This is a genomic window from Nonomuraea sp. NPDC049637 (assembly GCF_040675235.1).
Classification (GTDB): domain Bacteria; phylum Actinomycetota; class Actinomycetes; order Streptosporangiales; family Streptosporangiaceae; genus Nonomuraea.
Window position 1 is genome coordinate 208,091 of record NZ_JBFAOM010000002.1, and the last position, 23,387, is coordinate 231,477.

Sequence of the window (23,387 nt, forward strand, 5' to 3'; positions counted from 1 at the left end):
TGCAGTATTTTGCATCACGTCAAGGGTTAAGATTCGGTTGTCCTGAACGAGAGGGAGTCCCCCATGCCGATCGAGCGGCGACCGTTGCGTGAGCAGATCAGGGAAGAGCTGCTGAGCCGGCTCGACCGAGGCGACTTCGCCGCCGGCACCGACATCAACGAGGCCTCCCTCGCCGCCGACCTGGGCGTCAGCCGCACTCCCCTGCGCGAGGCGCTGATCACCCTGGCGGGCGAGGGCGTGCTGGAGAGCAACCAGGGCCGCGGCTTCCGCTTCGCGCCGGTCAGCCGGCGCGAGTTCCGCGAGCTGTGCGAGATCGTGGCCGCCCTGGAGTCGCTGGCCCTCGACTGCTCCGACCCGGCCCACCTGCGCTCGATCGCCCCCGACCTGCTCAAGCTGGCCCAGGACTTCCCCGACAACGTGGCCGAGCAGCAGGTCATCGAGCGCCACGACGACGAGTGGCACGACCTGCTGCTGAGCGGCTGCCGCAACGAGCGCCTGCTCGACCTCATCACCAGCGTCAAGGCCGGCATGCGCCGTTACGCGCACCTGATCGCCGGCGACGACGCTCCCCTGGAGCGCGAGGCCGCCGAGCACCGCCGCATCGCCGAGTTCCTGCTGGCCGACGAGCCGGCCAAGGCCGTCCAGGCGCTGCGCGACAATTGGATCAACGGCATGGAACGGATGATGTCCCGCATCCCGTGACGCGGCGGAATAGTTGAAATCTCAACTTGGTTGCATGGGGCAGATCCCGCTGGAAGGAGCGCGACATGCCCGCCGTAACCGTTGAGAACCCGCTCACCCTCCCCCGCGTGCCCGCGCCCGTGGCGGGAGTGCCCCAGCGGAAGGTGCTCGCCGTCGAGACCGCGCCCAGCGGGTTCGAGGGCGAGGGCTTCCCCGTCCGCCGCGCCCTGGCGGCGATCAAGCTCGAATACCTCGACCCGTTCGTGATGATGGACCAGATGGGCGAGATCGACTACGCCGCCGGCGAGCCCAAGGGCACCCCCTGGCACCCGCACCGCGGCTTCGAGACCGTCACGTACATGATCGACGGCGTCATGGAGCACCTCGACTCCAACGGCGGCGGCGGCACGATCAGCAACGGCGACACCCAGTGGATGACGGCCGCCTCCGGCATCCTGCACAAGGAGGCGCCGCCGGAGTGGCTGGTGCAGAAGGGCGGGCTGTTCCACGGCATCCAGCTCTGGGTCAACCTGCCGGGCGCCAAGAAGATGATCGCGCCGAAGTACCAGGACATCGGGCGGTCCAGCGTCGCGCTGCTGAGCAGCCACGACGGCGGCGCGCTGGTCCGGCTGATCGCCGGCGAGCTGGCCGGGAACAGCGGTCCGGGCAGCACGCAGACGCCGATCACGCTGCTGCACGCCACCATCACCCCGGGCGCGCGGCTGACCCTGCCCTGGCGCAAGGACTACAACGCCCTGGCGTACGCCCTCTCCGGCCGCGGCGCGGTCGGCGCCGAGCGGCGTCCGCTGCACGGCGGGCAGCTCGCGGTCTTCGACGGCTTCGGCAACCGGCCGGGCCTGACCACCCTGGGCGAGACCATCACGATCGAGGCCAAGGACACGCTCGACGTGATCGTGCTGGGCGGCGAGCCGATCGGCGAGCCGGTGGCCCACCACGGCCCGTTCGTCATGAACACCCGCGCCGAGCTGGTCCAGGCGTTCGAGGACTTCCAGGCGGGCCGCCTCGGCACGATCCCGGCCGAGCACGCCCACTCCTGACCGTCCCGCCCTGAAGGCCCGTGCGTATCTCGCGCGGGCCTTCAGGTTTTCTGGTAGACATTCATTGTGAAGGACGTACATAAATTTGACCAGGAGCCGGACGGCTCCCTCTTCGACCCGCGGGCCAGGGCGGCCATGAGCGAGTTCGCCGGCGGCGGCGACACCGCGGCCTTCGAGGCGGCCGCCGCCGTGCGGACGGCGTACCAGGCGATCGAGCGCATGCGCGCGCACGGCAGCGAGGGACGCGGGCTCAGCTCCGGCGCGATGGACGTGCTGCTGCGCCTCGGCGCGGCGGGCGCGGGCGCCGGCATCAGCATCGGCGACCTGGCCCAGGCCGCCGGGGTCAGCTCGCGCAACGTGACCGGCCTGGTGGACACCCTGGAACGCGACGGCCTGGCGCGGCGGGTCCAGGACAGCCGCGACCGGCGCTCGGTGCTGGCCGTGATCACCGACGAGGGCCGGGCGTGGATCGAGGCGTTCCGCAGGCCGTCGCAGATGGCGATGCGGGCGATGTTCCAGGGCTTCTCGGCCGCGGACCTGACCGCGCTGCGGCACCTGTGCCTGCGGCTGGCCGACAACCAGCAGCGGCTCGCGGCACACCTGGAGGGCCGATGACGGGCGCCCGCGAGGTGGTCAGGGCCTACCACGAGGCCAGGCTCCGCGGCGACGTGCCGGCCGATGGCCTCGGCGATCAGGTGAGCGGCAGGGCGGCGGCGGTCTGGCGCCAGATCCTGCCGTCCTTGACGACCAGCGTCCCGAACGTGGTGACCCGGTTCCCGCCCACGGTCATGACCGCGTTGTAGAAGATCACGTCGTCCTCGACGCGCAGCGACGTGATCTCCTCCACCCGCGGGCCGGCCGCCAGGTAGGCGGTGAACAGCTCGCGGATCTCGGCGGCGCCCCTGGCCGCCCGGTCGAACCGGACGACCACCGCCTCGTCGTGGTACTGGGCCAGCAGCGCGGCCAGGTCGCCGTCGGCGATGGCGGCGAGCTGGCGGTCGAACACGTCCTGGGTCACGTCCTGGGTCACGTCCTGGGTCACGTCCTGGGTCACTTTCTGGGTCACTTTCTGGGTCACGGTGTGCCTTCCGAGGAGGGGCGCAGCAGGTCGTAACCCACCTGCGCGGCGCCGTACAACAGCAGGAGGGGGAGCGCCGCCGCGACGGGCAGCGCGGCGGAGGCGAGGGCGAGCACGGCGGCGGCCAGCCGGACGGCCCCCGCCCGGCGGTCGGACGAGCACAGGTGCTGAAGGCCGAGCACGGCGAAGACCACGGCGGCCGGCACCCCGACGGCCCAGCTCGCCCCCGACGGGTGCATGATCGCGTGCTCGATCCCGATGCCGAACGCCACCAGGCCCATCGACAGCGGCAGGTGCGAGTACACCCACACCTGCCCGGCCAGCTTGGTGCGCAGCACGACGGACTCGTCGACGTGGTCGAAGTACAACCACCAGAAGGCCATCGCGATGGCCACCCCGGCCAGCGCGACCAGCAGCACGGACGGCGTGACGTCGTGCCCCTTGAGGCCGGTGACCACGGCGGCGACCACCTCGCCGAGCACGATCACGACGAACAGCCCGAACCGCTCCGGCAGGTGCTCGCTCTGCGGCGGCAGCCGGCTCTGGTGGCCGCGGCTGAGCAGTGGGGTGGCCAGGTCGATCACCAGCGCCACGGCCCACAGGGCGTACCGCTGCGGCGGTTCGACGGCGAGGGAGGCCACCCAGATGACCGCGGCGACGCTGAACCCGGCCGCGTACCGCACGGTGAGCGGCCTGGCCTCCGGGACGTGCCGGCCGGCTCTGAGGTAGGCGACGACCAGCAGGATCCGGGCCGCGGCGTAGGAGATCGCGAACAGGGCCGAGCGTTGCTCGATGTCGCTGACGCTGGCCGCCATCGTGGCCACCGCGAGGATCTGCGGCAGCGCGAGCAGGCGGTGGCTGACGTCGTCGGTGTCGAACCGGTTGGCGTAGAAGACGTAACCCGCCCACGACCACCAGACCGGCACGAACAGGCCGACGAAGGTCAGGACGCGGCCGGCGTCGGCCCCGCCGGCGAGCACGTCGGCCAGCTCGGCGACCGCGACGACGAAGACGAGGTCGTAGAGTAGCTCCAGCCAGGTGGCCCGGCGGTGCACCTGCTCGAACAACCGTAAACGGGGCGGCTGCCACTGGCGGCTAGTCAACGCGGGACCTCCACAATATGTAATTGTGTAATTATGCACGCCTTTCGGCTAGTGCAGCGTCAGGCAGGCCACCCGAGGGCCCGCCTCGCCCGCGTGGGCGCCGCTCTTCTTCGTGGCCCTGGCGTGGATGACCAGCGACTTCGGCAGGGCGGCGGGGTCGAGGCTCCAGGGATGGCGGGCCGTCGAACGCCCCGCGCCCGACCCGTCGGTGGTGACGTCGAGCCAGATCTCGCTGGCCGGGTCGGCGTGGCCGGGGTTGTGCTGGTAGTGGCCGCCCGCGTCGTCGGGGTCGGCGCCGCAGGGCGCGGTGTGCAGGTGGGCGCCGTAGTGGTGGCGCGGCAGGAAGCCCTCCACGACCAGCGAGGTACGGGTCTCGCCGCCGGTGGACTCGGCCGTGAGGCTGGCCTGCGCGCCCTCGGGGGCCAGGCGGCGGTCGTAGGCGATCGCCGCGGTGTCGCCGGAGGTGAACTCGCCGCCGCCGCTCAGCTCCGGCACGCCCGGCGGGCTGGGCTTGGTGACCTCCTGCAGCGGCGCCGGCGGCCCGGCGCAGGCGGCGGCCGTGAACAGGACGAGCAGGAGTGCGGGCACGCGCATGAGGGACCCTCCGGGTGTGCTGACGGAAGGCCCCTCACTCTAACGAGTAGCCGTACGGCTACACGCCGTGTTCGGCGAAACTCACTTCAGCGCGCCCGAGCTGAGCCCGGACTGGATCTGCCGCTGGAAGATGATGTAGACCACCATCACCGGCAGGATCGTCATGCTCAGCGCGGCGAACAGGCCCGGCCAGTCCGCCTCGTAGCCGGCCCTGGTGGAGATCCTGGCGATGCCGAGCGTGAGCGGCCACTTGTCCGGCGCGCCGCCCATGAGCGCCAGGGGCAGCAGGTACTGGTTCCACTGCCCCAGCACGTTGAAGATCGTTATGCTGACCAGGCCGGGCTTGGCCATCGGCACCATGATCTGGAAGAACGTCCTGGTGTGCGAGGCGCCGTCGATCAGCGCCGCCTCGGCGACCGCCTCGGGCAGGGTGCGGAAGAACGCGGCCAGGAAGAAGATCGTGAAGGGCAGCGAGTACGCGATGTAGACGATGATCAGGCCGATGTGCGAGTCGAGCAGCCCGAACTGCTTGACCACGAAGAACAGCGGCCCGAGCGCCAGGAAGATGGGGAAGGCGAGCCCGGCGACGAAGTAGTAGTAGATCAGCTTGCCGCCGAGGAACTTGTAGCGGGCCAGCACGTACGCCGCCATCGAGCCGAACAACATCGTGCCCGCCGTGCCGAAGAACACGACGATGACCGTGTTGAGCATGTACTGCCCGACGTGCGCCTTGTCCCAGGCCCGGCCCCAGGCGTCCAGCCGCAGCGCCCCCGGGAGCTGGAGCGGGTCGCCGAAGATCTCGGTGTTGCTCTTGAACGAGGCCAGGAACGTCCACAACAGCGGCAGGATGATCAGCAGGGCCCAGACGGCCAGGGCGACATGGGACAGCCCGCTCAGCACGCCGGGCCGCGGCCTGCCCGCTCCACGCGAAGCCATCAGAGCTCAACCCTTTCACGCCTGGTCGTGCGGAGCGTCAGCACGGCGAACGTCACGGTCAGGAAGAACAGCACGACGCCCATCGCCGAGGCGTAGCCGACCTTGTGATAGTCGAAGGCGGTCTTGTAGATGGTGATGGGCAGGATGGTGGTGGCCCCGTCGGGCTCGCCCCGGTCGCCCGCCAGCACCTGGATCAGCGCGAAGCCGTCGAACGCGGCGATCCCCAGGTAGATCCAGCCGACCTGGAGGGTGTCGCGCAACAGCGGCAGCGTGATGGAGAAGAACAGCCGCACGCGGCCGGCCCCGTCGATCGAGGCGGCCTCGAAGTAGTCCTTGGGAATGGCGGCCATGCCCGCGGAGAACAGCACCACGTAGAAGCCGACCGCCTGCCAGACCATCACCGCGATGATCGACCAGAGCGCGAGTCCCGGCTCGGTGAGCCAGCCGATCGGCTCGGACAGCCCGAGCCTGGCCAGCGTGCCGTTGATCACACCGTCCTCGTCGGGACGGTAGATGGCCTGGAACAGCACGCCGACCACGGCCACGGCGAGAACCTGGGGGAAGAAGAACACCACCCGGTAGAAATTCGACCCCCACACCCCGCGCATTCCCGCGCCGCGGGTGCCGCCGCCGAGATTCAGCAGGAACGACAGGAACAATGCGATGACGATCGTCAGGAGCGGCAGCACCAGCAGGAGAATTCCGTGATTGCGCAGGGCCTGCCAGAAATTGTCGTCCTCGAACAACCGGCCGAAATTGTCCAGCCCCACGTATCGGACGACCGAGCTGACGCCGTTCCAGCTCGTCAGCGAGAGCTGGAAAGCCTGCACATAGGGGCTGATCACGAAGACCGTGTAAAGCGCGACCGGGACGGCCAGGAACCCGATGACGAATCCGTACTTGCGCAACCGCTCCATGTGCTCAGGCGCTCCGCGTCTGCTTGGTGACGGAGTCGTCCTTCTTGACGTCGTCGGCCTTCTTCTGCATGCGCTCGCAGAACTCGTCGGGGGTGATGCGGCCGGACATCAGGACGTTGGTCTGCTCCCAGCCGTAGTCGAACAGCTCCTTGTACCAGCCCTCGAACCGGGCGTCGGTGATGATGTTCTCGCCGGCCGCCTCCTGCGCCTTGGCGGCGCTGACCAGGCCGGGCGGGAACTCGGAGCTGTCGGCGGCGCCGGTCACCACCGTGAGGTTGTTGGTCTTCTTGGTGAAGCCCGCCGCGCCCTCCTTCGACAACATGATCCGCAGGTACTCCAGGCCGCCCTGCGGGTTCTTGCCCTTCGCCGCGACGACGAAGTTCTCGCCCACGCCGACCTGGATCGCGCCGTACGGCATCTTGTCGGAGGCGGTGACGTCGGGGATGGGAGCCAGGGCGTACTCGAAGTCGGACGGGATGTCCTTGGTCATCTCGTTCTCGAGCCAGGAGCCGCACGGGTAGAACAGCACCTTGTTCTGCAGCTGCTTGACCTGGGTCTGGGTGTGGTCGAGGCCCAGGTACGCCTTGTCGCCGTACTTCTGCTGGATGTCCAGCCAGGCGGTGACCGCCTGCTTGACCGCCTCGCTCTTCCAGGCGTTGTCGACGAGGTTGTCGATGTCGATGATGACCTGGTTGCCGCCGATCTTGGCGGCCGTGTAGAGGACGTTCCAGAGCTGGTAGTACGGGCCCTTCTTGCCGGGGTAGGCGAAGAGCGCGATGCCTTCCTTCTTGGCCGTCTCGCCGAGCGCGGTGAACTCGGCCCAGGTCTTCGGCACGCTCCAGCCCTTGGCGGCGAACAGCTTGGCGTTGTACCACAGCGCCCGGTGGGAGACGGTGTAGTTGAGCACCAGGTCCTTGCCGTCGAGCTTGCCGTTCTGCAGCACGAGGGGCGTGATCGTGTCGCGGACCTTCTTGGACGGGTCGTCGAAGGAGGGCGCGTCGTAGAGCGGGGTCAGGTCGGCCAGGTGGCCCTCGGCGGCCAGCGCGGCCAGGTCGAGCGCCTCGGGGCCGGAGTTGTTGATCACGTCGGGCATGTCGTTGCCGACGATGCGCGGCCGGAGCTGGGTGCCGATCTGCTGGGTGGCGGTGTGCTTGACCGTGACGCCGGCGTGGGCCTTCTTGTAGAGCTCTTCGTGCAGGTCCTTGGCGTAGGAGTCGCCGTAGCCGCCGCTGAAGATGACCACTTCGAGCGGCTTCTTGACGTCGACGCCGAAGGGGTTCTTGGGGTCCGCCGACGCCGCGATCGACGTGGCGGGCGCCGCCGAGGGCTGGTCACCGCCACCGCCGCTGGTCGCGCAGGCGCTCAGCAGGCTCGCGCCGGGCCCGGCCACGAGCGCGGTCAGGCCGATGCGGCGGAGCAGCTGACGCCGAGTGATCTCGCCCGGGTGGGTCATGGGGGGCTCCCGAAGAGGATTCAGTTAGGAAAGTTTCCTAAACGTTTGCCCGAACGTACGAACGCCCGCCGACACGCGTCAAGGGGGCGCAATCGAGACGTGACCTTGCCGTGATCCCTTGCCTAGAACGACGTTCTAGAAGCAGGGTGGGTCACATGATTATCGAGTACGCGGACCGGGTGTGGCGCGGCGAGTCTGACGACAGCATCGTGGACACCGGCATGGAGGGCAAGGGCGTCCAGACCGTGACGGAAGGCGTGGGCTGGTGGGCCGGGTTCGGCAACGTGATCGCCTTCGAGACCGAGGGCGAGCTGCTGCTCTTCGACACCGGCGGGCCGTGGGCCGCCGCCCGCCTGCACGAGGACGTCCGCCGCTGGTCCCGGGCGTCGCTGACCACCGCGTTCTACTCCCACGGGCACATCGACCACGTCTTCGGCACGGGACCGTTCGAGGAGTCGGGCCCTCGGGCCACGGTTTACGCCCATCAGGCGGTGGTCGATCGGTTCGACCGCTACCTGCTGACAAATGGTTACAACACGGTGATCAACCAGCGGCAGTTCCAGAACACCCGCCTGCGCTGGCCCGCCGACTACCGGCGGCCCGACGTCACCTACACCGACGCGCTGACCGTACGGCGTGGCGGGCTGACCTTCGACCTGCTGCACGCCAAGGGCGAGACCGACGACGCCACCGTCGGCTACGTGCGCGAGCACCGGCTGCTGCTGCCCGGCGACCTGTTCATCTGGGTGACCCCCAACTGCGGCAACCCCCAGAAGGTGCAGCGTTACCCGCGCGAGTGGGTGCACGCGCTGCGCCGGATGGCGGCCCTCGACGCCGAGATCATGCTGCCCAGCCACGGCGCGCCCGTCTTCGGCGCCGACCGCGTGCGGCAGGCGCTGCTGGAGACGGCCGAATGGCTGGAGTCGATCATCACGCAGACGCTCGACCTGCTCAACGCGGGCGCCCGGCTCGACGAGATCGTGCATTCGGTGAAACCTTCGCAGCGCCATTCCGACCGGCCCTATCTGCGGGCCCGTTATGACGAGCCGGAATTCGTCGTACGCAATCTCTGGCGCCTTTACGGCGGCTGGTACGACGGCAACCCGGCCAATCTCAAACCGGCCCCCGAGGCGGTGCTGGCCGAATCCGTGGCGGAACTCGCGGGCGGCCCGCACGCGCTCGCCGACGCGGCGCTCAAAGCCCTTTCCGAGGGCGACGAGCGGCTCGCCGGGCATCTCGCGGAAATGGCCGCACTGGCGGCTCCTGACGACGCGGGTGTGCACCGGGTCAGGGCCCAGGTTTTCGCCGCGCGGGCGGCCGGTGAACAATCATTGATGGCGAAGGGAATTTTCACCTGGGCCGCCACGGAATCCTCGGCCCGGGCGGACCGGGGCGCCACCGAATCCTCGGCCCGGGCGGACCGGGGCGCCACCGAATCCTCGGCCCGGGCGGACCGGGGAACCCCGGCGCCGCCCGAAGGCGCTTAGACGCCTGCGGGGCCGGCGCCGGGGTTCGCGGGCTCAGCCGCCGGTCCAGCCGTCCTGCGGCCGGTCGGCCCGCGGGAGGGAGTCCTTGGGGACGTCGGCGGAAGCCACGGCGTCCACCCTGACCGTGTCCGAGGCGACCTTCATCACGCTGTCGACGATCCAGTCGTCCTTGACGTGCTCCGCGGCCACGTCGTAACCGCTGCCGCTGCCGTCGGGGTTCGACCACATCACCACGTACTCGATCTTGAGGCCGCGGCGCGACAGCTCGGCCCTGGCGTGCGAGACGGGCTTGCCCACGAGCTTGACCCCGGCCACGCCGTCGGCGGCCAGGCCCACCGTGCTCGGCGCCATCGCGGCATACCGCTCGCCGGGCGCGGCCGGGCGGCCGATGCCGATGACGATCTTGCCCTGGTACCCCGTCGGCATGGAGATCGTGCCGCACCAGACCGACGCGCAACTCTCGGCGCCGCGAACGGTCACGCCGGTCCCCGGCGGGAAGTTCCCGGGGGTGGCCGGGCCGAACAGCATGCCCGCGTACTCGGGCGCGACCGGGATCTTCTTCACCGTGGCGTCCAGGCCGACGGCCCTGAACGCCTCGGTGTAGGCCGCCGCCTCCGCCTCGGGGTCGGTGATGACGACGTCGATGAAGTCGTCGCCGGTCTTGACGGTGACGGCGGCGTTGGCGTACTCGGTGACCGGGCCGAAGATCGGCAGCGTGACGGCGAGCACGGCGGCCAGCCCGGCCGCCACCAGCCCCAGCAGGAACACCTTGCGCGGCCCCCTGCGGCGCGCGACGGACTCGGGCTCCCCGGCGGTCACCGGCTCGGACGTGACCGGCTCCGACGTGATCGACTTCATGAGCGCCCGCGCCCCCGCGCCGGACGCCTGCCCGGCGGGCACGCCCGCCAGTTCCTCGTCGCGCACGCGGGCGAGATCGGCGATGTTCACAACGGGCTCCCTTCGAGGGCGACGGCCTGTGGGCGCTCGACCCCGGCCTCGGTCAGGCGGCGGGCGAAGCGCCGGCGGGCCCGGTACAGGCGGACCCGTACGGCGTTGCGGGTGATGCCGAGGGCGGTGGCGATCTGGCCGGTGTCCAGCTTCTCCCAGGCGACCAGGGTGAGCAGCTCCCGGTCGTCGTCGGACAGCGTCCTGAACGCCCGGGCCAGCGGCGACAGATCCTCGACGGACGGCCCGGCCACCATGGGCGCGGCGGCCAGTTCCGCGCGTAACGCCTCGGTGCGCCGCTCGTGGCGGCGTTCACCGCGCCGGTGGTTGGCCAGCACCTTCCTGGCCACGCCGTACAGCCAGAGCCGGGCCTCCTCGCCGCCCGGCACCTCCTCGATGCGCCGCCACGCGATCATGAACGTCTCGGCCACCACGTCGGCCGCGTCGTCGGGATCGGGGCAGCGGCGCAGCGCGTAGCCGAGCAGGGGTCTGTAGGAGAATGCGTAAATCTCCTCGAACCGGCTCTCGGGATCGGCTCCCATCCGGTCTCCTTAAGTGAGCATCAACAACACTCACCCCATGTCCGGATTTTTGGCAGCATTACAGCTCTTGGCGGGAGGAGTCTGTTTTGACGGTGAATCGCATCGTAGGCGTCGGCGTGCTGCTCACGGACCCGGACGGCCGCGTGCTGCTCGGCGAGCGGGTGAAGGCGGGCGAACCCCTGTCGTGGTGCCTGCCCGGCGGGGCGGTGGAGCCCGGCGAGACCTTCGAGGCGGCGGCCGTCCGGGAACTGGCCGAGGAGACCGGCATCCGCGACGCCGGGCCGCCGCTCGTCACCGGCGTGGCCCTGGACCATCCCGAGGGAGCCGTGCGGGTGACGGCGGCGGTCACCCTGCTCCGGGGCGCCGACGCTCCGGCGGTGACCGAGCCGCATGTCTTCCGCTCATGGCAGTGGTTCCCTTACGACGGGCTGCCGTCGCCGCTGTTCCCGGCGACCGCCCTCGTCCTGGCCATCCCGGCTCCCGGCTCCGGCGACGGACTCTACAGGATCACGCCGCCGCCCACCGCCCGGCCGTGACCAGGTCAGGTAGGCGGGCATGCTTGTACGGTTCGCGAACGGAAGGACGGCCAATTGATGGACGTCATGGCCTACGCAAACGCCGAATCCCCGTGAGCGGGCCGAACCGACGGCCGATCACACGCTCCCGGCCCGCCTTCGGGACATCCGGCACATCGCCACGCCGCGGCACCCCGACATCCCGAACACGGGTCAGCGAGCTGCCACTGAACCAGCGGACGGATCGATCAGAACCTGAACCGGGTGTACCGAGCACCCGACGCTAGGAGCGTTGGCCGTCCGACTCGTCGAACACGTCACGGGCGGACCGAACACTGCTCGCACGCAGAGCCCAGCGCTTGAGCAGGTCGACGTCGGTACAGGCATCGATGCGCGCACGAACGTCCTCGGGAACATCGAGTCCGCGCGCTTCCAGCGCGTACAGCACGAAATCCCGCCCGATTGCAGGGGCCGCTTCCGCACGGCCTTCCGCACGGCCCTCCGCGCGGCCCTCCGCACGGCCCTCCTGGATCCCTTCCGCGTGGCCGATCGTGTGGCCTCGGCCGAAGTGTTCACGGGCGAAGGGGGTGTAGACCGGCCAGTAGGTGGACTTCATGATCTCCTCCAACGTGCGTGCGATCTCAGGGACGGACATACCCTGTGCGTATTCATAATACTTCGGAGCGTGATCGACGGTCGTCTCCGTCAGAGCCGTCGCGAATGCCTCCAGCACCTTGCGTTCGCGTCCGTGGATCATGACGGACATGACTGCGAGTTCGATGTGAGCGGCGGCCTCCTGCGGGTCGGTGATGGCCGGCACGTCGCCCGGACCGAGCACGTGTGCCTGCAGGCGGTAGCCGGTCAGCCCGGAGTCGATCGGCTTGGAGTAGTAGGCGGCGGCGGCTCGATCGGGGCACACCATCAGGACCGTCACGTCGCAGCGGAGCATCAGCCATTGCGCGGCGGCGTACCGGGCCAGTTGCCGGGGGTCTTTGGACGTGTCCTGCTGGATCTCCACGATGATGGCGTGCGCGGGGCTCTGAGGCGGGCCGAGCACGATGCTGAGATCCGGTTCGATGTCGTCGGAGGGACGGGTGTTGAACAACCGGTCCTCCTGGCGCACCAGCGGAGTGGACGGCAGTTGCACGCCCATGAGGTCACGCAGGATCTCCACCGCCGCCTGGGGACGGTCGGCGAACATCTGTCTGAGGGCGTCATGTCGGGGGGACGGCATGGCACTTATTGTTACACGGCGAGCGCGTAGCGTGACCATGGTCCGGGGGCCGTGGCATCGTGCGACCCCGTCTACTGCGGGCGAAGCGTGCTAAGGCGGTCGCGTCGGGCCCGCTCGTAACGGGCCGACAGGCAGGGCCTACCTCAAGCGCCGGCAGGCCCACCCGGTGACCGGGCAGCGGGTGGGCCGATGGCAGGCGGGGACCGGGGAGGGGGTCAGGCGAAGTGGGTGCGGGTTTCGGTGAAGGCCTGGTCGGTGGCTTCCAGGGCGCGGGCCACGTCCTGCTCCGTCAGGGCCGCCGACATGAACCAGTTGTGCCACGGGTGCAGGTACACCCCGTGCCGCAGGCAGGCGTCGCTCCAGTACAGGGCCGTGGACAGGTCGGCGTCCCCGTCGAAGCTGAGCCACGGGATGGTCACCGGGCCGGTCTGGTTCACGACGAAGCCGTGGGACTTGGCCTGGGCGTACAGGCCCTCCCTGAGCTGGGCGCCGGCGCGTTCCATGGCGGCGATGCCGTCCGTGTCGCGCAGGGTCTCGATGGTGGCCTTGGCGGCGGCCATCGCCACGGCCGAGAACCAGAAGGAGCCGGTCGTGTAGAGGGTCTGGGCAGCTCCGCGCAGGGCGTCGGTGCCGGTGACGGCGGCGATCGGGTAGCCGTTGGCCATGGCCTTGGACCAGGCGGTCAGGTCGGGACGCACCCCGTACGGCTCCCACGACCCCCGCAGGTCGATCCGGAACCCGGCCCGCACGTCGTCGATCACCAGGGCCGCCCCGATGCGGTCGGCCAGGGCGCGGGCGCCGCGCGCGAAGGCGGGCTCGACCAGTTCCTGGTCCTCGAAGGAGTCGTGCTTGAAGGGGGTGCAGATGATCGCCGCGACGTCGCCCTCGACGGTGGCGGCGGCGGCCTCCAGGGACTCCAGCGAGTTGTAGGTGAACTCGACCAGGTCGGCGCGCTCGTTCGGGGTGGTGCCGGCGGTCGAGGGCGTGCACCAGGGGTCGGCGCCGTGGTACGCGCCGTGCGCCATCAGCACCTTCGTGCGGCCGGTGGCGGCGCGGGCGACCATGAGCGCCTGGGTGGTGGCGTCGGTGCCGTTCTTGGAGAACATCGCCCAGTCGGCGCTCGGCACGGTGTCGACCAGCAGCTCGGCCAGCTCCACCATGATCGGCCCCGGGCCGTTGAGGCAGTCGCCGAGCGCGAGCTGGCGCGCGGCGGCCTCCTCCACGCGCGGGTGCCGGTGCCCGAGCACGACCGGTCCCCAGCTGCACATGAGGTCGATGTACTCGCGCCCGTCCACGTCCCACTGGCGGCAGCCCTCGCCGCGCTGGAAGAACTGGGGGTAGCCGGGGGCGAAGATGGCCGCGTTGAGGTGTCCGTACATGCCGCCGGGGACGACCTTCAGCGCGCGCTCGCGGAGTTCGGCGTCAGTCATGCGAGAGTCCTTAGGGTGGATTCGAGGTCGGTGAGGCCGGCGTCGGAGCCGAGCCCGGTGGCCACGCGGGCCGCCGCGGCGGTGCCCCAGCGGGCGGCCTCGACGACGTCGCGGCCGTGCAGCAGGCCGGTCAGGAAGCCGGCGCAGTACGCGTCGCCGCATCCGGTCGTGTCGGCGACCTCCGTCTCCAGCGCGGGCACCCGCTCGGGCCCGCCGCCGGAGGTCAGCACGAGGCTGCCGGCCGCGCCGAGGGTGACGAGCACGCCCTCGGGGCCGTCGGCGAGCAGGGTCGCGGCGGCGGTGGCCACGTCGGGGTCGCCGGTCATGAGCAGCGCCTGCGACTCGTTGGGCAGCACGTAGTCCACGTGGGGCAGGAACGCGCGGGCCATCGCCAGCAGGTCGGGCAGCTCCGACAGCAGGTCCATCGTGACGATCGTGCCGGCCGCGCGCACCTCGTCGAGGAGCGCGAAGAAGGCGGGGTCGCCCAGGCCGAAGGTGACGTCCATGCCGCCCAGGTGGATCGCCCGGGCGCGGCGGAGCACGTCGGGGTCCAGGTCGGCGAGGGTGACGCCGAGGTTGGCGCCGGGCACGTGGAAGCTGGGCCGGCCGCCGTCGGGGCGGATGGGCAGGATCGAGGCGGCGGTCTGCTCGCCGGCCCTGCGGACCAGGCGGGAGGCGTCCACGCCGCGCTTGGCGAGGACGGCCACCAGGAAGTCGCCGAGCTCGTCGTCCCCGATCGCGCCCATGGTGATCACGTCGTTGCCGAGTTTGACCAGGTCCACGGCCGTTCCGGCGGCGGCGCCGGCGGCGGTGAGGCGGATCTGCTCGACGAGTACGGTGTCCTGGCCCTCGGGGATGTGCTCGACGGGCCTGGCGAGGATGTCGACGATGTGCACGCCGACCGTGGCGACGGTCATGGACTAAATAGACAGACGTCCGAATAAAAAGTCAATATGGTGGGAGTCGCCGCGACAAAGAGGGGGATCCCGATGCCGAAGATCGTCGATCACGATGAGCGCAGGGCCGAGGTCCTGTCGGCGGCCCGCAGGGTGATCGTCAGGGACGGCATCGACGCCGCCACCACCAGGGCCATCGCCAAGGAGGCCGGCTACTCCAACGGCGTGCTGGCGCACTACTTCGCCGACAAGGACGAGATCCTGCTGTCGGCGCTGAGCCAGTCGCACCAGCGCATCAGGGAGCGGCTGACGCGCAAGGTCGAGGGCGTCACGGGCCTGGCCGCCCTGCGCGAGCTGCTGCTGGACAACCTGCCGCTGGACGCCGAGCGCACCCAGGAGAGCCGGCTGGAGGTCAGCTTCTGGAGCCGCAGCCTGGCCTCGGAACGGCTGGCGGAGGTCCAGCGCGCCGAGGCCGACGAGCTGCGCGCCGCCGTACGGGAGCTGCTGGCCCAGGCCCGCGCGGCCGGCGAGGTGCGCGCGGACGGCAGCCTCGACGACCTCGCCGAGCACCTGCTCGCCCTGGTCGACGGCCTCAGCCTGCACCTGCTCCTCTACCCGGGCCGGCTCACCCGCGTCGACCTCGAACGGCTCATGCTCCAGGCGCTCGACCGCCTCTGACGAAGAGAGGCCGGAGCTGGAAGTATTTCGGACGACCGACTACTATGCCCGCCCATGAGCCTCCGCGAGCAGTTGTGCGAGTACGGCAGGCGCGCCGTCGAGCTGGGCCTGGTCATCGGCACCTCGGGCAACCTGAGCGTGCGCCGGGGCGACCAGGTGGCGGTCACTCCGTCCGGCGTGGCGCTCGACCGGCTGACCCCGGAGGCGTGCCCGATCGTGGACCTGGAGGGCCACCTGGTCGAGGGCGAGCTGCAGCCGTCGTCGGAGACCCCCATGCACCTGGCCGTCTACCAGGCGACGGGCACTCAGGCGATCGTGCACACGCATTCGGTGTTCGGGACGGTCGTGGCCACGACGATGACCGAGCTGCCGCCGGTCCACTACAACGCGCTGCTGCTGGGCGGCGTGGTCAAGGTGGCCGAGTACGCCACCTACGGCACGCCCGAGCTGGCCGCCAACGTGCGGGCGGCGCTGGCGGGCAAGCAGGCCGCCCTGATGGCCAACCACGGCGGGGTGACCATCGGGGCGACGATGGAGCAGGCGTTCGAGGCCACCCGCCTGCTGGAGTGGCTGTGCGAGGTCTACGTGCGCGGGCTGGCCGTGGGCCGGCCGACGGTCCTGACCGACGAGCAGCTCGCCGCCGTCGTGGACCGCGCGGCCAACCCGCCGGCCTTCCCGCGCCGCCCGAGCTAGCGCGAAGAGCCCGGGAGCCCGGGGAGCGCGATGAGCCCCGGGAGCGCGATCGGCCCGGTCAGGCCAGCGCGGCCTGTTCGGCCAGGCCCAGCGGCAGGCCGCCGGAGCCGGCGATCCGGTCGTGGAACTCCCGCAGCGACCCGGTGAACGACTCCCGGATGCGGTCGATCTCGATGGCCCCCGTCAGGTACGACGGCGCCTGCGTCGGCCAGGCGCAGTAGCGGTTCACCTCGCCCCGGGCGGTGCCGGGCGACAGCGACGCCTTGGTGGCCATGAACGTCTCGGCCTCCTCGATCGACATGTCCTCGCAGTGCAGCGCGGTGTCCACGATGATCCGGGCGGCGCGGAAGAGGCGGAAGTCCAGGTGGGCCAGCTCGGTGGCGGGGGTGTCGAAGTAGCCCTGCTCGTGCAGCACCTTCTCGACGTACAGGGCCCAGCCCTCGGTGAAGTACGGCGTCCTGAAGACCTTGCGGACCGTACGCGGGTTGTCCGCCATGTACGACAGGTGCCAGTGGTGCCCGGGGTAGGCCTCGTGCACGGCGATCGAGGGCATCTGGGCGCGCGCGTTGGTGCGCAGGCGCTGGCGCACCTGCTCCTCGGTGAAGCCGTCGGGGGTGTAGGGAACGAAGAAGATGCCCGTGCGCGAGCTGCTGAGCGGCGGCGGGGCCAGGTAGTGGGCGACGTACAGCACCGGGCGGGCGTACTCGGCCGAGGGCAGGACCTCGCACTCCTCCCCCTCGGGGAAGGTGACCAGCCCGCGCTCGCGGACGAACTCGCGGGCCCGCCGGGTCTCGGCCTCGTACTCGGCCCGCATGTCGGCCAGGGTCGGCGGGTGGTCGTCCATGAGGGACTCCATGGCGGCCCGCCAGTCCTCGGCGCCGGTCATGCCGAGGGCGACGCGGCGCATCCGGGCGTCCAGGTCGGCCCAGGCGGCCCTGCCCTTCTGGTGCAGCTCGGCGGCGCCGTACGTGAGCATCTCGCGCTCGCGCAGCAGGGTGGAGTAGAGCTTCTCCCCCATCCGCCAGGTGCCGCCGCACCGGAAGCCTTCGAGGAAGGACACCAGCGCGTCGAACGCGTCGGCGGCGGGTCCGGCGGCCTCGGCGAGCCGGGCGCGCAGCGTCTCGTCGCCGACCATCGCGGGGAGCGTGCGGGTGAGGAAGTTGCGGCCCGTACGTGCCTGGTTGAGCCCGCGCGTGACCAGCAGCGGCGCGGCGAGGTCGGGGTCGAGGTTGGCCTGGCAGGCGGCCAGCACGCCGGGCACCTCGGCCAGGCGGGAGATCGCGGCGGCGACCAGTTCGGCCTCCGGCTTGAGCCGCTGCTGGAAGGCGTTGAACAGCGACCCGAAGACGGCCGAGAGGTACAGGCCCGGGTTGCGCCGCCACTCGGGCCAGGATTCGAGCGCGACCGAGCCCCTCAGCTGGGACAGGACCAGGTCTCTGTCGATGGCGTCGTCGAGCGAGTCGGCCGGGGCGTCGGAGAGGCGGTCGATCCAGCGGATCTCTTCCCGGGCTCTGTTCTCCCAGGCGGCGGCGGTGAAATCGCCGAGGGTGTGGTCGTAGCCGTCGGCTCCCAATTGGCTGGCGACGACGGGACGGTCGGAAAAGTACCAGTTGAGAAACTCGTCCACCTACGCACCATATCCTGACGTTCATGCCCCTGCAGATCACTGGCGCGCTAGGCGACCCCGACCTCATCCGGCTCCCCTGGGACGTCCCGCTGGCCGACTGGCCCAAGCATCATCTGGTCGATCTGCCGCGCGGCATCTCCCGCCACGTCGTGCGGTTCGCCCGGCTGTCCGGCAAGGTCTACGCGATCAAGGAGATCAGCGAGCGGTACGCCAGACGCGAGTACCAGCTCCTGTGGGACCTGGCCCGGCTGGACGCCCCGGCCGTCGAGCCCGTGGCGTACGTGACCGGCCGCGACGAGGGCCTGGACGCCGCGCTGATCACCCGGCACCTGCAGTTCTCGCTCCCCTACCGCGCCGTGATGTCCGGCACCCTGCGCCCCGACACGCTCACCCGCCTGCTCGACGCGCTCGCCGTGCTGCTGGTGCGCCTGCACCTGAACGGCTTCTACTGGGGCGACTGCTCGCTGTCCAACACGCTCTTCCGCCGGGACGCCGGCGCCTTCGCGGCCTACCTGGTGGACGCCGAGACCGGCGAGATGCACCCGATGATCAGCGAGGGCCAGCGGCTGACCGACATCGACGTCGCCCACACCAACATCTTCGGCGAGATGCTCGACCTGGAGGCCGGCGGGCTGCTGCACCCGTCGATCGACCCCATGGAGACCGCCGAGGACATCGTCACCCGCTACCACCGCCTGTGGGCCGAGATCACCGACAGCGAGATCATCGACGAGGTCGACTGGCACCGCGTGGAGCAGCGCATCCGCCGCCTGAACCTGCTCGGCTTCGACGTCGCCGAGATGATGGTGCGGCGCAAGGTCGGCACCGGCCGCCTGATCGTCCGGCCCAAGGTGGTGGACGCCGGCCACCACCAGCGCCGGCTGATCAGGCTGACCGGGCTCGACGTGGAGGAGAACCAGGCGCGGCGGCTGCTCAACGACCTGGACGGCTACCGGGTCGCCAAGGGCCTGCGCCACGAGGACGAGGCCATCGTCGCCCACCGCTGGCTCGCCGAGGTGTTCCATCCGACGGTCGACGACATCCCCGCCGGGCTGCGCGGCAAGCTGGAGCCCGCGCAGCTCTTCCACGAGATACTCGACCACCGCTGGTACCTGTCGGAGGCGGCGGGCGGCGACGTCGGGCTGGCCACGGCGGTGAAGTCGTACGTGGACAACGTGCTGGTGCACAAGCCCGACGAGAAGGCGCTGCTGCCCGACGACCCGGACGAGGACGATCAGTAGGCGACCGTGATGCGGGTGCGCGGGTGTGCGTGCTCCTCCAGCTCGTCGGCGATCGCCACCGCGTAGTCCTCGGCGGTGATGAAGCTGCGGCCGTCGGCGTCGCTGAGCAGGTCGTCGCGGCCGATCCGGTAGACGCCGGTGCGCTCGCCGGGCGCGATCTCGGCGGCCGGTGAGACGTAGGTCCAGTCGAGGTCGGTCACCTCCCGGTAGAGCCCGAGCGCGGCCCGCGCGGCCTTGGCCTCCTTCTTGTAGATCTCCGGGAAGCCGGGCGTGTCGACCAGGTCGACGTCCGGCCCGGCCTTGAGGCTGCCCGCGCCGCCCACGACCAGCACCCGGCTCACCCCGGCGGCGCGCAGGCCGTCGATGAGGGCGCGGTTGGCGGCCAGGAACGGCGGCTCGGGCTCGGTGCCGTCACGCGGCGGGGCGATGGCGCAGACGACGGCGTCGTAGCCCTCGGCGAGCGTGGCGGCGTCGTGGACGTCGCCCTTGACGGGACCGCGGCGGCTGACACCGGTGACGTCGTGGCCGCGGCCGGTGAGTTCGGTGACGATGCGCTGACCGATCATTCCGGTCGCGCCGAACACGAGGATCTTCATGAGAAGCACAGTATCCAATGGATACTGGTTACTTCATCGTGCTATAAGTACCTTATGGATACCGGTGACGCCTTCGACCCGAACTGCCCGACCCGGCTGGTCCTCGACCGGATCGGCGACAAGTGGTCGGTGCTGGTGCTGCTCAGCCTCAGCGACGGGCCGATGCGCTTCACCGTGCTCCGCGGGCGGATCGGCGGCGTGACGCCGAAGGTGCTCACCCAGACGCTGCGGGCCATGGAGCTGGACGGGCTGATCACCCGCGAGGTCTTCGCCGAGGTGCCGCCGCGGGTGGAGTACACCCTGACCGACCTCGGCCGCTCGCTGCACGCGCCGATCTCGGTGGTCGCGCGGTGGGCCGAGGAGAACGTGCACGAAATTCTCCGTCATCGTGAAAAAATCTCGTGAATTGATCATATTTCCGTACGAGTGATGCTTTTCTTCGTCCTGGCCGTATAAAAACGTATCTCTCGGTTAATCGCGTACCTTCTGGTCTCTTGTGGCCCCCTACGCTTTCCCCGTCCCACGATGGAGGGAGGCTCGCGGTGCTGGGAGTGGACACCTGCCTGGCTGAGGTCATGTCGATACCGGGCGCGCTCGACGCCATGCTGGTCGACGGCACGAGCGGCATGGCGGTCGCCTTCAGCAGCGCGTCCGGCGTGGACGCCGACAGGTCCGCCGCGGCGCTGACCGAGGCGTTGCGCGCCACCACCGACGGGCTGACCAGGACGTGCCCCGGCGAGATCGTGCGCATCGACGACATGATCGTCACCACCGACCGGGGGCACCACCTGCTCCGGCTGCTGGAGACGGTCTTCGAGGGGCCGCTGGTCATCTACGTCCGCCTCGACCCGGAACGGTCGAACCTGGCCCTGGCCCGTTACCGCCTGCGGGCCATCTCCGACCTGCTGACCGCCTGAGCCATGGCCGCGCTCGACTCACTCCTCGCCGGACTCGCCCGCGAACGCGCGACGGGTGCGCTCCGCCTGGGCCGCAACGGCACGATCTACCTGTCGGACGGGCGCGTGACGTACATGGAGTGCGCCCAGACGCCGGGCGTCGAGCGGCTGTTCGCGGCCAGGGGGCGGGTGCCGGAGCCGGCACTGCGCGCCCTGCAGGCCGACGGCGGCCGCGCCCGGCTGCTCCAGGAGGGCCCGGTCACCCTGGCCGAGCTCCAGTACGCCGTGCTCGGCGTGGTCCACGACGCCGCCTTCTTCCTGCTGCCGGTGACCGGCGTGCGGCCGAAGTTCCGGCCCGGGGAGGAGCACTGGCTGGGCGGGCAGTGGTTCTTCGACGTCCAGGAGCTGGTGCGGGAGTCCGCCCGCCGCCGGGAGCAGCTGGCCGGCATCTGGCCCTCGCCGGAGGTGGACAGCCAGCCCGTGCGGCCGGTCCCGCGCCTGCCCGGGCACGGGGTGGCGCTCAGCCAGGTGCAGTGGGAGGTCGTCGTACGGGCCGACCACAAGGCGACCCCGCTGGAGCTGGCCCGGCAGCTGGGCCGGTCGGGCTACTCGGTGCTGCTGGCCGTCAGGAGGCTGGCCGCCGCCGGCCTCCTCGTCCCGCCCGATCCGGCACGGCCCGCGCAACGCCGTACGGACGACGGGGAGGCGCTGCCCAAGCGGGTGCCGGCCCCGGTGGCCGTTCCCGCCGGCGACGGGCGCGCCGGGCCGGGCTCGGGGCCGGTGCCGACGGGTGATCCGACCGATCTGACGCTGCTGCTGCGGCTGAAGAAGGCCCTGGAGGAGATGCCGTGAGGTTCCCCTCACGACGCAGGAGGAGGCCACCCGTGGAGCTACGGCAAGAGGTCCTGGCTGAGATGGAGCTCCTGCGCGGCCGCACGCCGGACGTCACCGGCAGCGTGGCGTGCACCGTCGACGGCCTGCGGATCGCCTGCGACCTGCAAGGAGACACCGGCGAGCAGGTGGCGGCGCTGTCGGCGGCGCTGCTCGCGATGAGCGGCCGGATGCTGACCATGGCGGGCCGCGGGACGTTCGAGGAGACCCTCGTGTCCGGCACCGCAGGGTTCGTGGCCTTCTACGCCGCGGGCCCCACGATCGTCCTCACGGTTCTGGCGGGACCCGGCGCCAACGTCGGGCTCCTCCGGCTGGAGGGCAGGAAGACGGCGGCCTCCGTGGCCGCCGTGGCACGCAAACACTGACCATCCCCACCGAAGCGGAGGAAAGCATGGCAGGCATGGACGTCTCCCTCAAAGAGATGATGAGCATCGACGGCTCGATCGGGGCGGCGATCGTCGACCACGGCAGCGGCATGGCGCTCGGCACGCTCGGCGGCTCGAAGGAGCTGGACCTGCAGGTCGCGGCGGCGGGCAACACCGAGGTCATCAAGGCCAAGCTGCGCACGATGGACTCACTGGGCCTCAAGGACGGCATCGAGGACATCCTGATCACGCTGACCGCCCAGTACCACATCATCCGCCCGCTGACCGGCCGCAGCGGCAAGGGCCTGTTCCTCTACCTCGCCCTCGACCGCAACCGGGCCAACCTGGCCCTGGCCCGGCACATGCTCAAGGTCATCGAGGAGAAGCTGGAGCTCTGACGGCCCGCGCCGACAAAGGCTCTGCGGCGGGTCTTGTGGCGGGTCACGCGGCGGGCTCCGGCCGGGCGGGCGTCGCGGAGCCGGTGTGGGCGGTGATCTCGGCGACGATCGCGGGCCAGAGGGGGCGGGGCAGGTCGTGGCCCATGCCGGGGTAGGTGACCAGGCGGGAGTCCGGGATGGCGGCGGCCGTGGCCCGCCCGCCGGCGAGCGGCACGAGCTGGTCGTCCTCGCCGTGGATGACCAGCGCGGGCACCTTCAGCCCGCCCAGCGCGGACGTGCGGTCGCCCGAGGCCATGATGGCGGCGAGCTGGCGGGCGGTGCCGGACGGGTCGTGGCAGCGGTCGAAGGCGAGCCCGGCCAGCCTGGTGACGCGTTCACGGTCCAGCTCCCAGCCGGGGGACCCGAGCACGGCCCAGGTGCTCAGCGCGCCGGCGACGACCCCCTCGCGGTCGGTCGCGGGCTTGGCGAGGAGCACCGCGGCGGCCGCCTCGGTCGGCGGGGCCGCCTGCGGGCTGGGCGTGGACATGATCGAGGTCAGGCTCAGCACGCGGGCGGGGTGCCGGATGGCCAGCGCCTGGGCGATCATCCCGCCCATCGAGGCGCCGACGACGTGCGCGGCGGGCAGGCCCAGGACGTCCATGAGCCCGGCGCTGTCGTCGGCCAGGTCGTCCAGCACGTACGGCGAGGGCGCACCCCATGCGGGCACGCCCTCGTCGTGGAGGTGGGTGGACAGGCCCGCGTCGCGGTTGTCGAACCTGATGACGTGGTGGCCCTGCTCGGCCAGGAGTTCGCAGAACTCGTCGTCCCAGTGGATGAGCTGGGCGCCGAGTCCCATGATGAGCAGCAGGGGCCTGCCTTCCGGTGAGCCGAAGCTCTCGTAGGCGATCTCGATGCCGTTGGCGGCTGCGCGCTGGATCACAGCGACCAGAATGTCATTCTGGTCGCGAGGCGTAAAGAGTGGTCTGTCCGCAGATCAGTCGTTGAGGAGCTTGCGCAGACGCTCGCCGCCGAGCACCACGCCGCCGCCGGCCAGCACGAGCACGCCGGCCATCACGGTGCCGCCCATCGCGACGGTCTTCCCGACCTGGCCGCCGGCGGAACCGGCCGCGTCGTCGGCGGGCTTTTCGGCCAGC

General features: G+C 70.8%; 27 protein-coding genes. 13 read left to right on the forward strand and 14 right to left on the reverse strand.

Annotation, left to right across the window (positions count from 1 at the left end; translation table 11 throughout):
• Nucleotides 1-63: 63 nt before the first annotated feature.
• The 3 genes from AB0J71_RS03385 to AB0J71_RS03395 all read left to right on the forward strand — a co-directional run bounded on the left by AB0J71_RS03385 (nt 64) and on the right by AB0J71_RS03395 (nt 2,354).
• Complete coding sequence (locus tag AB0J71_RS03385) at nt 64-702, forward strand: GntR family transcriptional regulator (RefSeq protein ID WP_352326109.1); 639 nt, start codon at nt 64-66, stop codon at nt 700-702.
• A gap of 65 nt (nt 703-767) precedes the next feature.
• Nucleotides 768-1,739: a pirin family protein gene (locus AB0J71_RS03390; protein WP_364412458.1), complete on the forward strand. Its 972-nt coding sequence runs from the start codon at nt 768-770 to the stop codon at nt 1,737-1,739.
• A gap of 66 nt (nt 1,740-1,805) precedes the next feature.
• Nucleotides 1,806-2,354 carry a MarR family transcriptional regulator gene (locus AB0J71_RS03395; protein ID WP_364412461.1) on the forward strand — a complete coding sequence of 183 codons (549 nt, stop codon included), beginning with the start codon at nt 1,806-1,808 and terminating at the stop codon, nt 2,352-2,354.
• Between the two features lie 76 nt (nt 2,355-2,430).
• Here the strand turns inward: AB0J71_RS03395 and AB0J71_RS03400 are convergent, their stop codons facing one another.
• The 6 genes from AB0J71_RS03400 to ngcE all read right to left on the reverse strand — a co-directional run bounded on the left by AB0J71_RS03400 (nt 2,431) and on the right by ngcE (nt 7,820).
• Complete coding sequence (locus tag AB0J71_RS03400) at nt 2,431-2,805, reverse strand: nuclear transport factor 2 family protein (RefSeq protein WP_364412464.1); 375 nt, start codon at nt 2,803-2,805, stop codon at nt 2,431-2,433.
• Between the two features lie 8 nt (nt 2,806-2,813).
• Nucleotides 2,814-3,884, reverse strand: a complete 1,071-nt coding sequence (locus AB0J71_RS03405) for a low temperature requirement protein A (RefSeq protein ID WP_364412467.1) — start codon at nt 3,882-3,884, stop codon at nt 2,814-2,816.
• 84 nt (nt 3,885-3,968) lie between these two features.
• Entirely contained in the window at nt 3,969-4,514 is a 546-nt protein-coding gene (locus AB0J71_RS03410; RefSeq protein ID WP_352326102.1) for a superoxide dismutase family protein, read from the reverse strand.
• Nucleotides 4,515-4,595: 81 nt separating this feature from the next.
• On the reverse strand, nt 4,596-5,450 hold the full coding sequence (locus AB0J71_RS03415) for a carbohydrate ABC transporter permease (RefSeq protein ID WP_352326101.1): 855 nt from the start codon (nt 5,448-5,450) through the stop codon (nt 4,596-4,598).
• The gene (locus AB0J71_RS03420; protein ID WP_352326100.1) at nt 5,450-6,367 is read right to left on the reverse strand and encodes a sugar ABC transporter permease; all 918 of its coding nucleotides are present in this window, start codon (nt 6,365-6,367) and stop codon (nt 5,450-5,452) included. The genes AB0J71_RS03415 and AB0J71_RS03420 overlap by 1 nt, the downstream gene beginning before the upstream one ends.
• Nucleotides 6,368-6,371: 4 nt before the next feature.
• Nucleotides 6,372-7,820 (reverse strand): N-acetylglucosamine/diacetylchitobiose ABC transporter substrate-binding protein, encoded by a 1,449-nt coding sequence (gene ngcE, locus AB0J71_RS03425; protein ID WP_352326099.1) that lies wholly within the window; start codon nt 7,818-7,820, stop codon nt 6,372-6,374.
• A gap of 155 nt (nt 7,821-7,975) precedes the next feature.
• Between ngcE and AB0J71_RS03430 the strand changes: the two genes are divergently transcribed.
• Nucleotides 7,976-9,307 (forward strand): alkyl sulfatase dimerization domain-containing protein, encoded by a 1,332-nt coding sequence (locus tag AB0J71_RS03430; RefSeq protein WP_364412470.1) that lies wholly within the window; start codon nt 7,976-7,978, stop codon nt 9,305-9,307.
• A 33-nt stretch (nt 9,308-9,340) separates the two neighbouring features.
• Here AB0J71_RS03430 and AB0J71_RS03435 read toward each other — a convergent pair whose 3' ends face one another.
• Together AB0J71_RS03435 and AB0J71_RS03440 are read right to left on the reverse strand one after the other, a co-directional pair.
• Nucleotides 9,341-10,255, reverse strand: a complete 915-nt coding sequence (locus AB0J71_RS03435; protein WP_352323348.1) for a hypothetical protein — start codon at nt 10,253-10,255, stop codon at nt 9,341-9,343.
• Nucleotides 10,252-10,794: a sigma-70 family RNA polymerase sigma factor gene (locus tag AB0J71_RS03440; RefSeq protein ID WP_352323347.1), complete on the reverse strand. Its 543-nt coding sequence runs from the start codon at nt 10,792-10,794 to the stop codon at nt 10,252-10,254. The genes AB0J71_RS03435 and AB0J71_RS03440 overlap by 4 nt, the downstream gene beginning before the upstream one ends.
• A gap of 92 nt (nt 10,795-10,886) precedes the next feature.
• Here AB0J71_RS03440 and AB0J71_RS03445 point away from each other — a divergent pair, with 92 nt between their 5' ends.
• Nucleotides 10,887-11,330, forward strand: coding sequence for an NUDIX domain-containing protein (locus AB0J71_RS03445; RefSeq protein WP_352323346.1), 444 nt, complete (start codon nt 10,887-10,889; stop codon nt 11,328-11,330).
• Nucleotides 11,331-11,592: 262 nt separating this feature from the next.
• On the opposite strand, the gene AB0J71_RS03450 is transcribed toward AB0J71_RS03445, so the two are convergent.
• The 3 genes from AB0J71_RS03450 to AB0J71_RS03460 form a co-directional block, all read right to left on the reverse strand.
• Nucleotides 11,593-12,510, reverse strand: coding sequence for a hypothetical protein (locus AB0J71_RS03450; protein WP_364412473.1), 918 nt, complete (start codon nt 12,508-12,510; stop codon nt 11,593-11,595).
• Between the two features lie 248 nt (nt 12,511-12,758).
• A complete protein-coding gene (locus tag AB0J71_RS03455; protein ID WP_352323344.1) occupies nt 12,759-13,973 on the reverse strand; it encodes an aminotransferase class III-fold pyridoxal phosphate-dependent enzyme in 1,215 nt (404 codons plus the stop codon).
• The gene (locus AB0J71_RS03460) at nt 13,970-14,890 is read right to left on the reverse strand and encodes a carbohydrate kinase family protein (protein ID WP_352323343.1); all 921 of its coding nucleotides are present in this window, start codon (nt 14,888-14,890) and stop codon (nt 13,970-13,972) included. Before AB0J71_RS03460 ends, AB0J71_RS03455 begins: the two co-directional genes overlap by 4 nt.
• Before the next feature lie 72 nt (nt 14,891-14,962).
• Between AB0J71_RS03460 and AB0J71_RS03465 the strand changes: the two genes are divergently transcribed.
• Together AB0J71_RS03465 and AB0J71_RS03470 are read left to right on the forward strand one after the other, a co-directional pair.
• A complete protein-coding gene (locus tag AB0J71_RS03465) occupies nt 14,963-15,547 on the forward strand; it encodes a TetR/AcrR family transcriptional regulator (RefSeq protein ID WP_352323342.1) in 585 nt (194 codons plus the stop codon).
• A 54-nt stretch (nt 15,548-15,601) separates the two neighbouring features.
• Nucleotides 15,602-16,240 (forward strand): class II aldolase/adducin family protein, encoded by a 639-nt coding sequence (locus tag AB0J71_RS03470; RefSeq protein ID WP_352323341.1) that lies wholly within the window; start codon nt 15,602-15,604, stop codon nt 16,238-16,240.
• Nucleotides 16,241-16,298: 58 nt separating this feature from the next.
• Here AB0J71_RS03470 and AB0J71_RS03475 read toward each other — a convergent pair whose 3' ends face one another.
• Nucleotides 16,299-17,867, reverse strand: a complete 1,569-nt coding sequence (locus AB0J71_RS03475) for a DUF885 domain-containing protein (RefSeq protein ID WP_364412476.1) — start codon at nt 17,865-17,867, stop codon at nt 16,299-16,301.
• A 23-nt stretch (nt 17,868-17,890) separates the two neighbouring features.
• Between AB0J71_RS03475 and AB0J71_RS03480 the strand changes: the two genes are divergently transcribed.
• Complete coding sequence (locus AB0J71_RS03480) at nt 17,891-19,108, forward strand: DUF4032 domain-containing protein (RefSeq protein ID WP_352323339.1); 1,218 nt, start codon at nt 17,891-17,893, stop codon at nt 19,106-19,108.
• On the opposite strand, the gene AB0J71_RS03485 is transcribed toward AB0J71_RS03480, so the two are convergent.
• Nucleotides 19,102-19,704 carry an NAD(P)H-binding protein gene (locus AB0J71_RS03485; protein WP_352323338.1) on the reverse strand — a complete coding sequence of 201 codons (603 nt, stop codon included), beginning with the start codon at nt 19,702-19,704 and terminating at the stop codon, nt 19,102-19,104. The genes AB0J71_RS03480 and AB0J71_RS03485 overlap by 7 nt on opposite strands.
• Nucleotides 19,705-19,758: 54 nt before the next feature.
• On the opposite strand from AB0J71_RS03485, the gene AB0J71_RS03490 reads away from it, so the two are divergent.
• The 5 genes from AB0J71_RS03490 (at nt 19,759) to AB0J71_RS03510 (ending at nt 22,254) form a co-directional block, all read left to right on the forward strand.
• Nucleotides 19,759-20,109 (forward strand): helix-turn-helix domain-containing protein, encoded by a 351-nt coding sequence (locus AB0J71_RS03490; RefSeq protein WP_352323337.1) that lies wholly within the window; start codon nt 19,759-19,761, stop codon nt 20,107-20,109.
• Between the two features lie 137 nt (nt 20,110-20,246).
• Nucleotides 20,247-20,621, forward strand: a complete 375-nt coding sequence (locus AB0J71_RS03495; RefSeq protein WP_352323336.1) for a roadblock/LC7 domain-containing protein — start codon at nt 20,247-20,249, stop codon at nt 20,619-20,621.
• Nucleotides 20,622-20,624: 3 nt separating this feature from the next.
• Entirely contained in the window at nt 20,625-21,452 is an 828-nt protein-coding gene (locus AB0J71_RS03500; RefSeq protein WP_364412479.1) for a DUF4388 domain-containing protein, read from the forward strand.
• A 32-nt stretch (nt 21,453-21,484) separates the two neighbouring features.
• Nucleotides 21,485-21,856 carry a roadblock/LC7 domain-containing protein gene (locus AB0J71_RS03505; protein WP_352323334.1) on the forward strand — a complete coding sequence of 124 codons (372 nt, stop codon included), beginning with the start codon at nt 21,485-21,487 and terminating at the stop codon, nt 21,854-21,856.
• 26 nt (nt 21,857-21,882) lie between these two features.
• Nucleotides 21,883-22,254, forward strand: a complete 372-nt coding sequence (locus tag AB0J71_RS03510) for a hypothetical protein (RefSeq protein ID WP_352323333.1) — start codon at nt 21,883-21,885, stop codon at nt 22,252-22,254.
• A 43-nt stretch (nt 22,255-22,297) separates the two neighbouring features.
• Here AB0J71_RS03510 and AB0J71_RS03515 read toward each other — a convergent pair whose 3' ends face one another.
• Nucleotides 22,298-23,173 carry an alpha/beta hydrolase gene (locus tag AB0J71_RS03515; RefSeq protein ID WP_352323332.1) on the reverse strand — a complete coding sequence of 292 codons (876 nt, stop codon included), beginning with the start codon at nt 23,171-23,173 and terminating at the stop codon, nt 22,298-22,300.
• Nucleotides 23,174-23,387 lie beyond the last annotated feature (214 nt).

Coding starts and splice junctions, on each gene's coding strand:
- AB0J71_RS03460 (WP_352323343.1), bottom strand. CDS start 14,890: ATGACCGTCGCCACGGTCGGCGTGCACATCGTCGACATCCTCGCCAGG.
- AB0J71_RS03490 (WP_352323337.1), top strand. CDS start 19,759: ATGGATACCGGTGACGCCTTCGACCCGAACTGCCCGACCCGGCTGGTC.
- AB0J71_RS03430 (WP_364412470.1), top strand. CDS start 7,976: ATGATTATCGAGTACGCGGACCGGGTGTGGCGCGGCGAGTCTGACGAC.
- AB0J71_RS03440 (WP_352323347.1), bottom strand. CDS start 10,794: ATGGGAGCCGATCCCGAGAGCCGGTTCGAGGAGATTTACGCATTCTCC.
- AB0J71_RS03485 (WP_352323338.1), bottom strand. CDS start 19,704: ATGAAGATCCTCGTGTTCGGCGCGACCGGAATGATCGGTCAGCGCATC.
- AB0J71_RS03415 (WP_352326101.1), bottom strand. CDS start 5,450: ATGGCTTCGCGTGGAGCGGGCAGGCCGCGGCCCGGCGTGCTGAGCGGG.
- AB0J71_RS03385 (WP_352326109.1), top strand. CDS start 64: ATGCCGATCGAGCGGCGACCGTTGCGTGAGCAGATCAGGGAAGAGCTG.
- AB0J71_RS03410 (WP_352326102.1), bottom strand. CDS start 4,514: ATGCGCGTGCCCGCACTCCTGCTCGTCCTGTTCACGGCCGCCGCCTGC.
- AB0J71_RS03480 (WP_352323339.1), top strand. CDS start 17,891: ATGCCCCTGCAGATCACTGGCGCGCTAGGCGACCCCGACCTCATCCGG.
- AB0J71_RS03470 (WP_352323341.1), top strand. CDS start 15,602: ATGAGCCTCCGCGAGCAGTTGTGCGAGTACGGCAGGCGCGCCGTCGAG.
- AB0J71_RS03450 (WP_364412473.1), bottom strand. CDS start 12,510: ATGTTCGCCGACCGTCCCCAGGCGGCGGTGGAGATCCTGCGTGACCTC.
- AB0J71_RS03455 (WP_352323344.1), bottom strand. CDS start 13,973: ATGACTGACGCCGAACTCCGCGAGCGCGCGCTGAAGGTCGTCCCCGGC.
- AB0J71_RS03510 (WP_352323333.1), top strand. CDS start 21,883: ATGGCAGGCATGGACGTCTCCCTCAAAGAGATGATGAGCATCGACGGC.
- ngcE (WP_352326099.1), bottom strand. CDS start 7,820: ATGACCCACCCGGGCGAGATCACTCGGCGTCAGCTGCTCCGCCGCATC.
- AB0J71_RS03390 (WP_364412458.1), top strand. CDS start 768: ATGCCCGCCGTAACCGTTGAGAACCCGCTCACCCTCCCCCGCGTGCCC.
- AB0J71_RS03465 (WP_352323342.1), top strand. CDS start 14,963: ATGCCGAAGATCGTCGATCACGATGAGCGCAGGGCCGAGGTCCTGTCG.
- AB0J71_RS03420 (WP_352326100.1), bottom strand. CDS start 6,367: ATGGAGCGGTTGCGCAAGTACGGATTCGTCATCGGGTTCCTGGCCGTC.
- AB0J71_RS03500 (WP_364412479.1), top strand. CDS start 20,625: ATGGCCGCGCTCGACTCACTCCTCGCCGGACTCGCCCGCGAACGCGCG.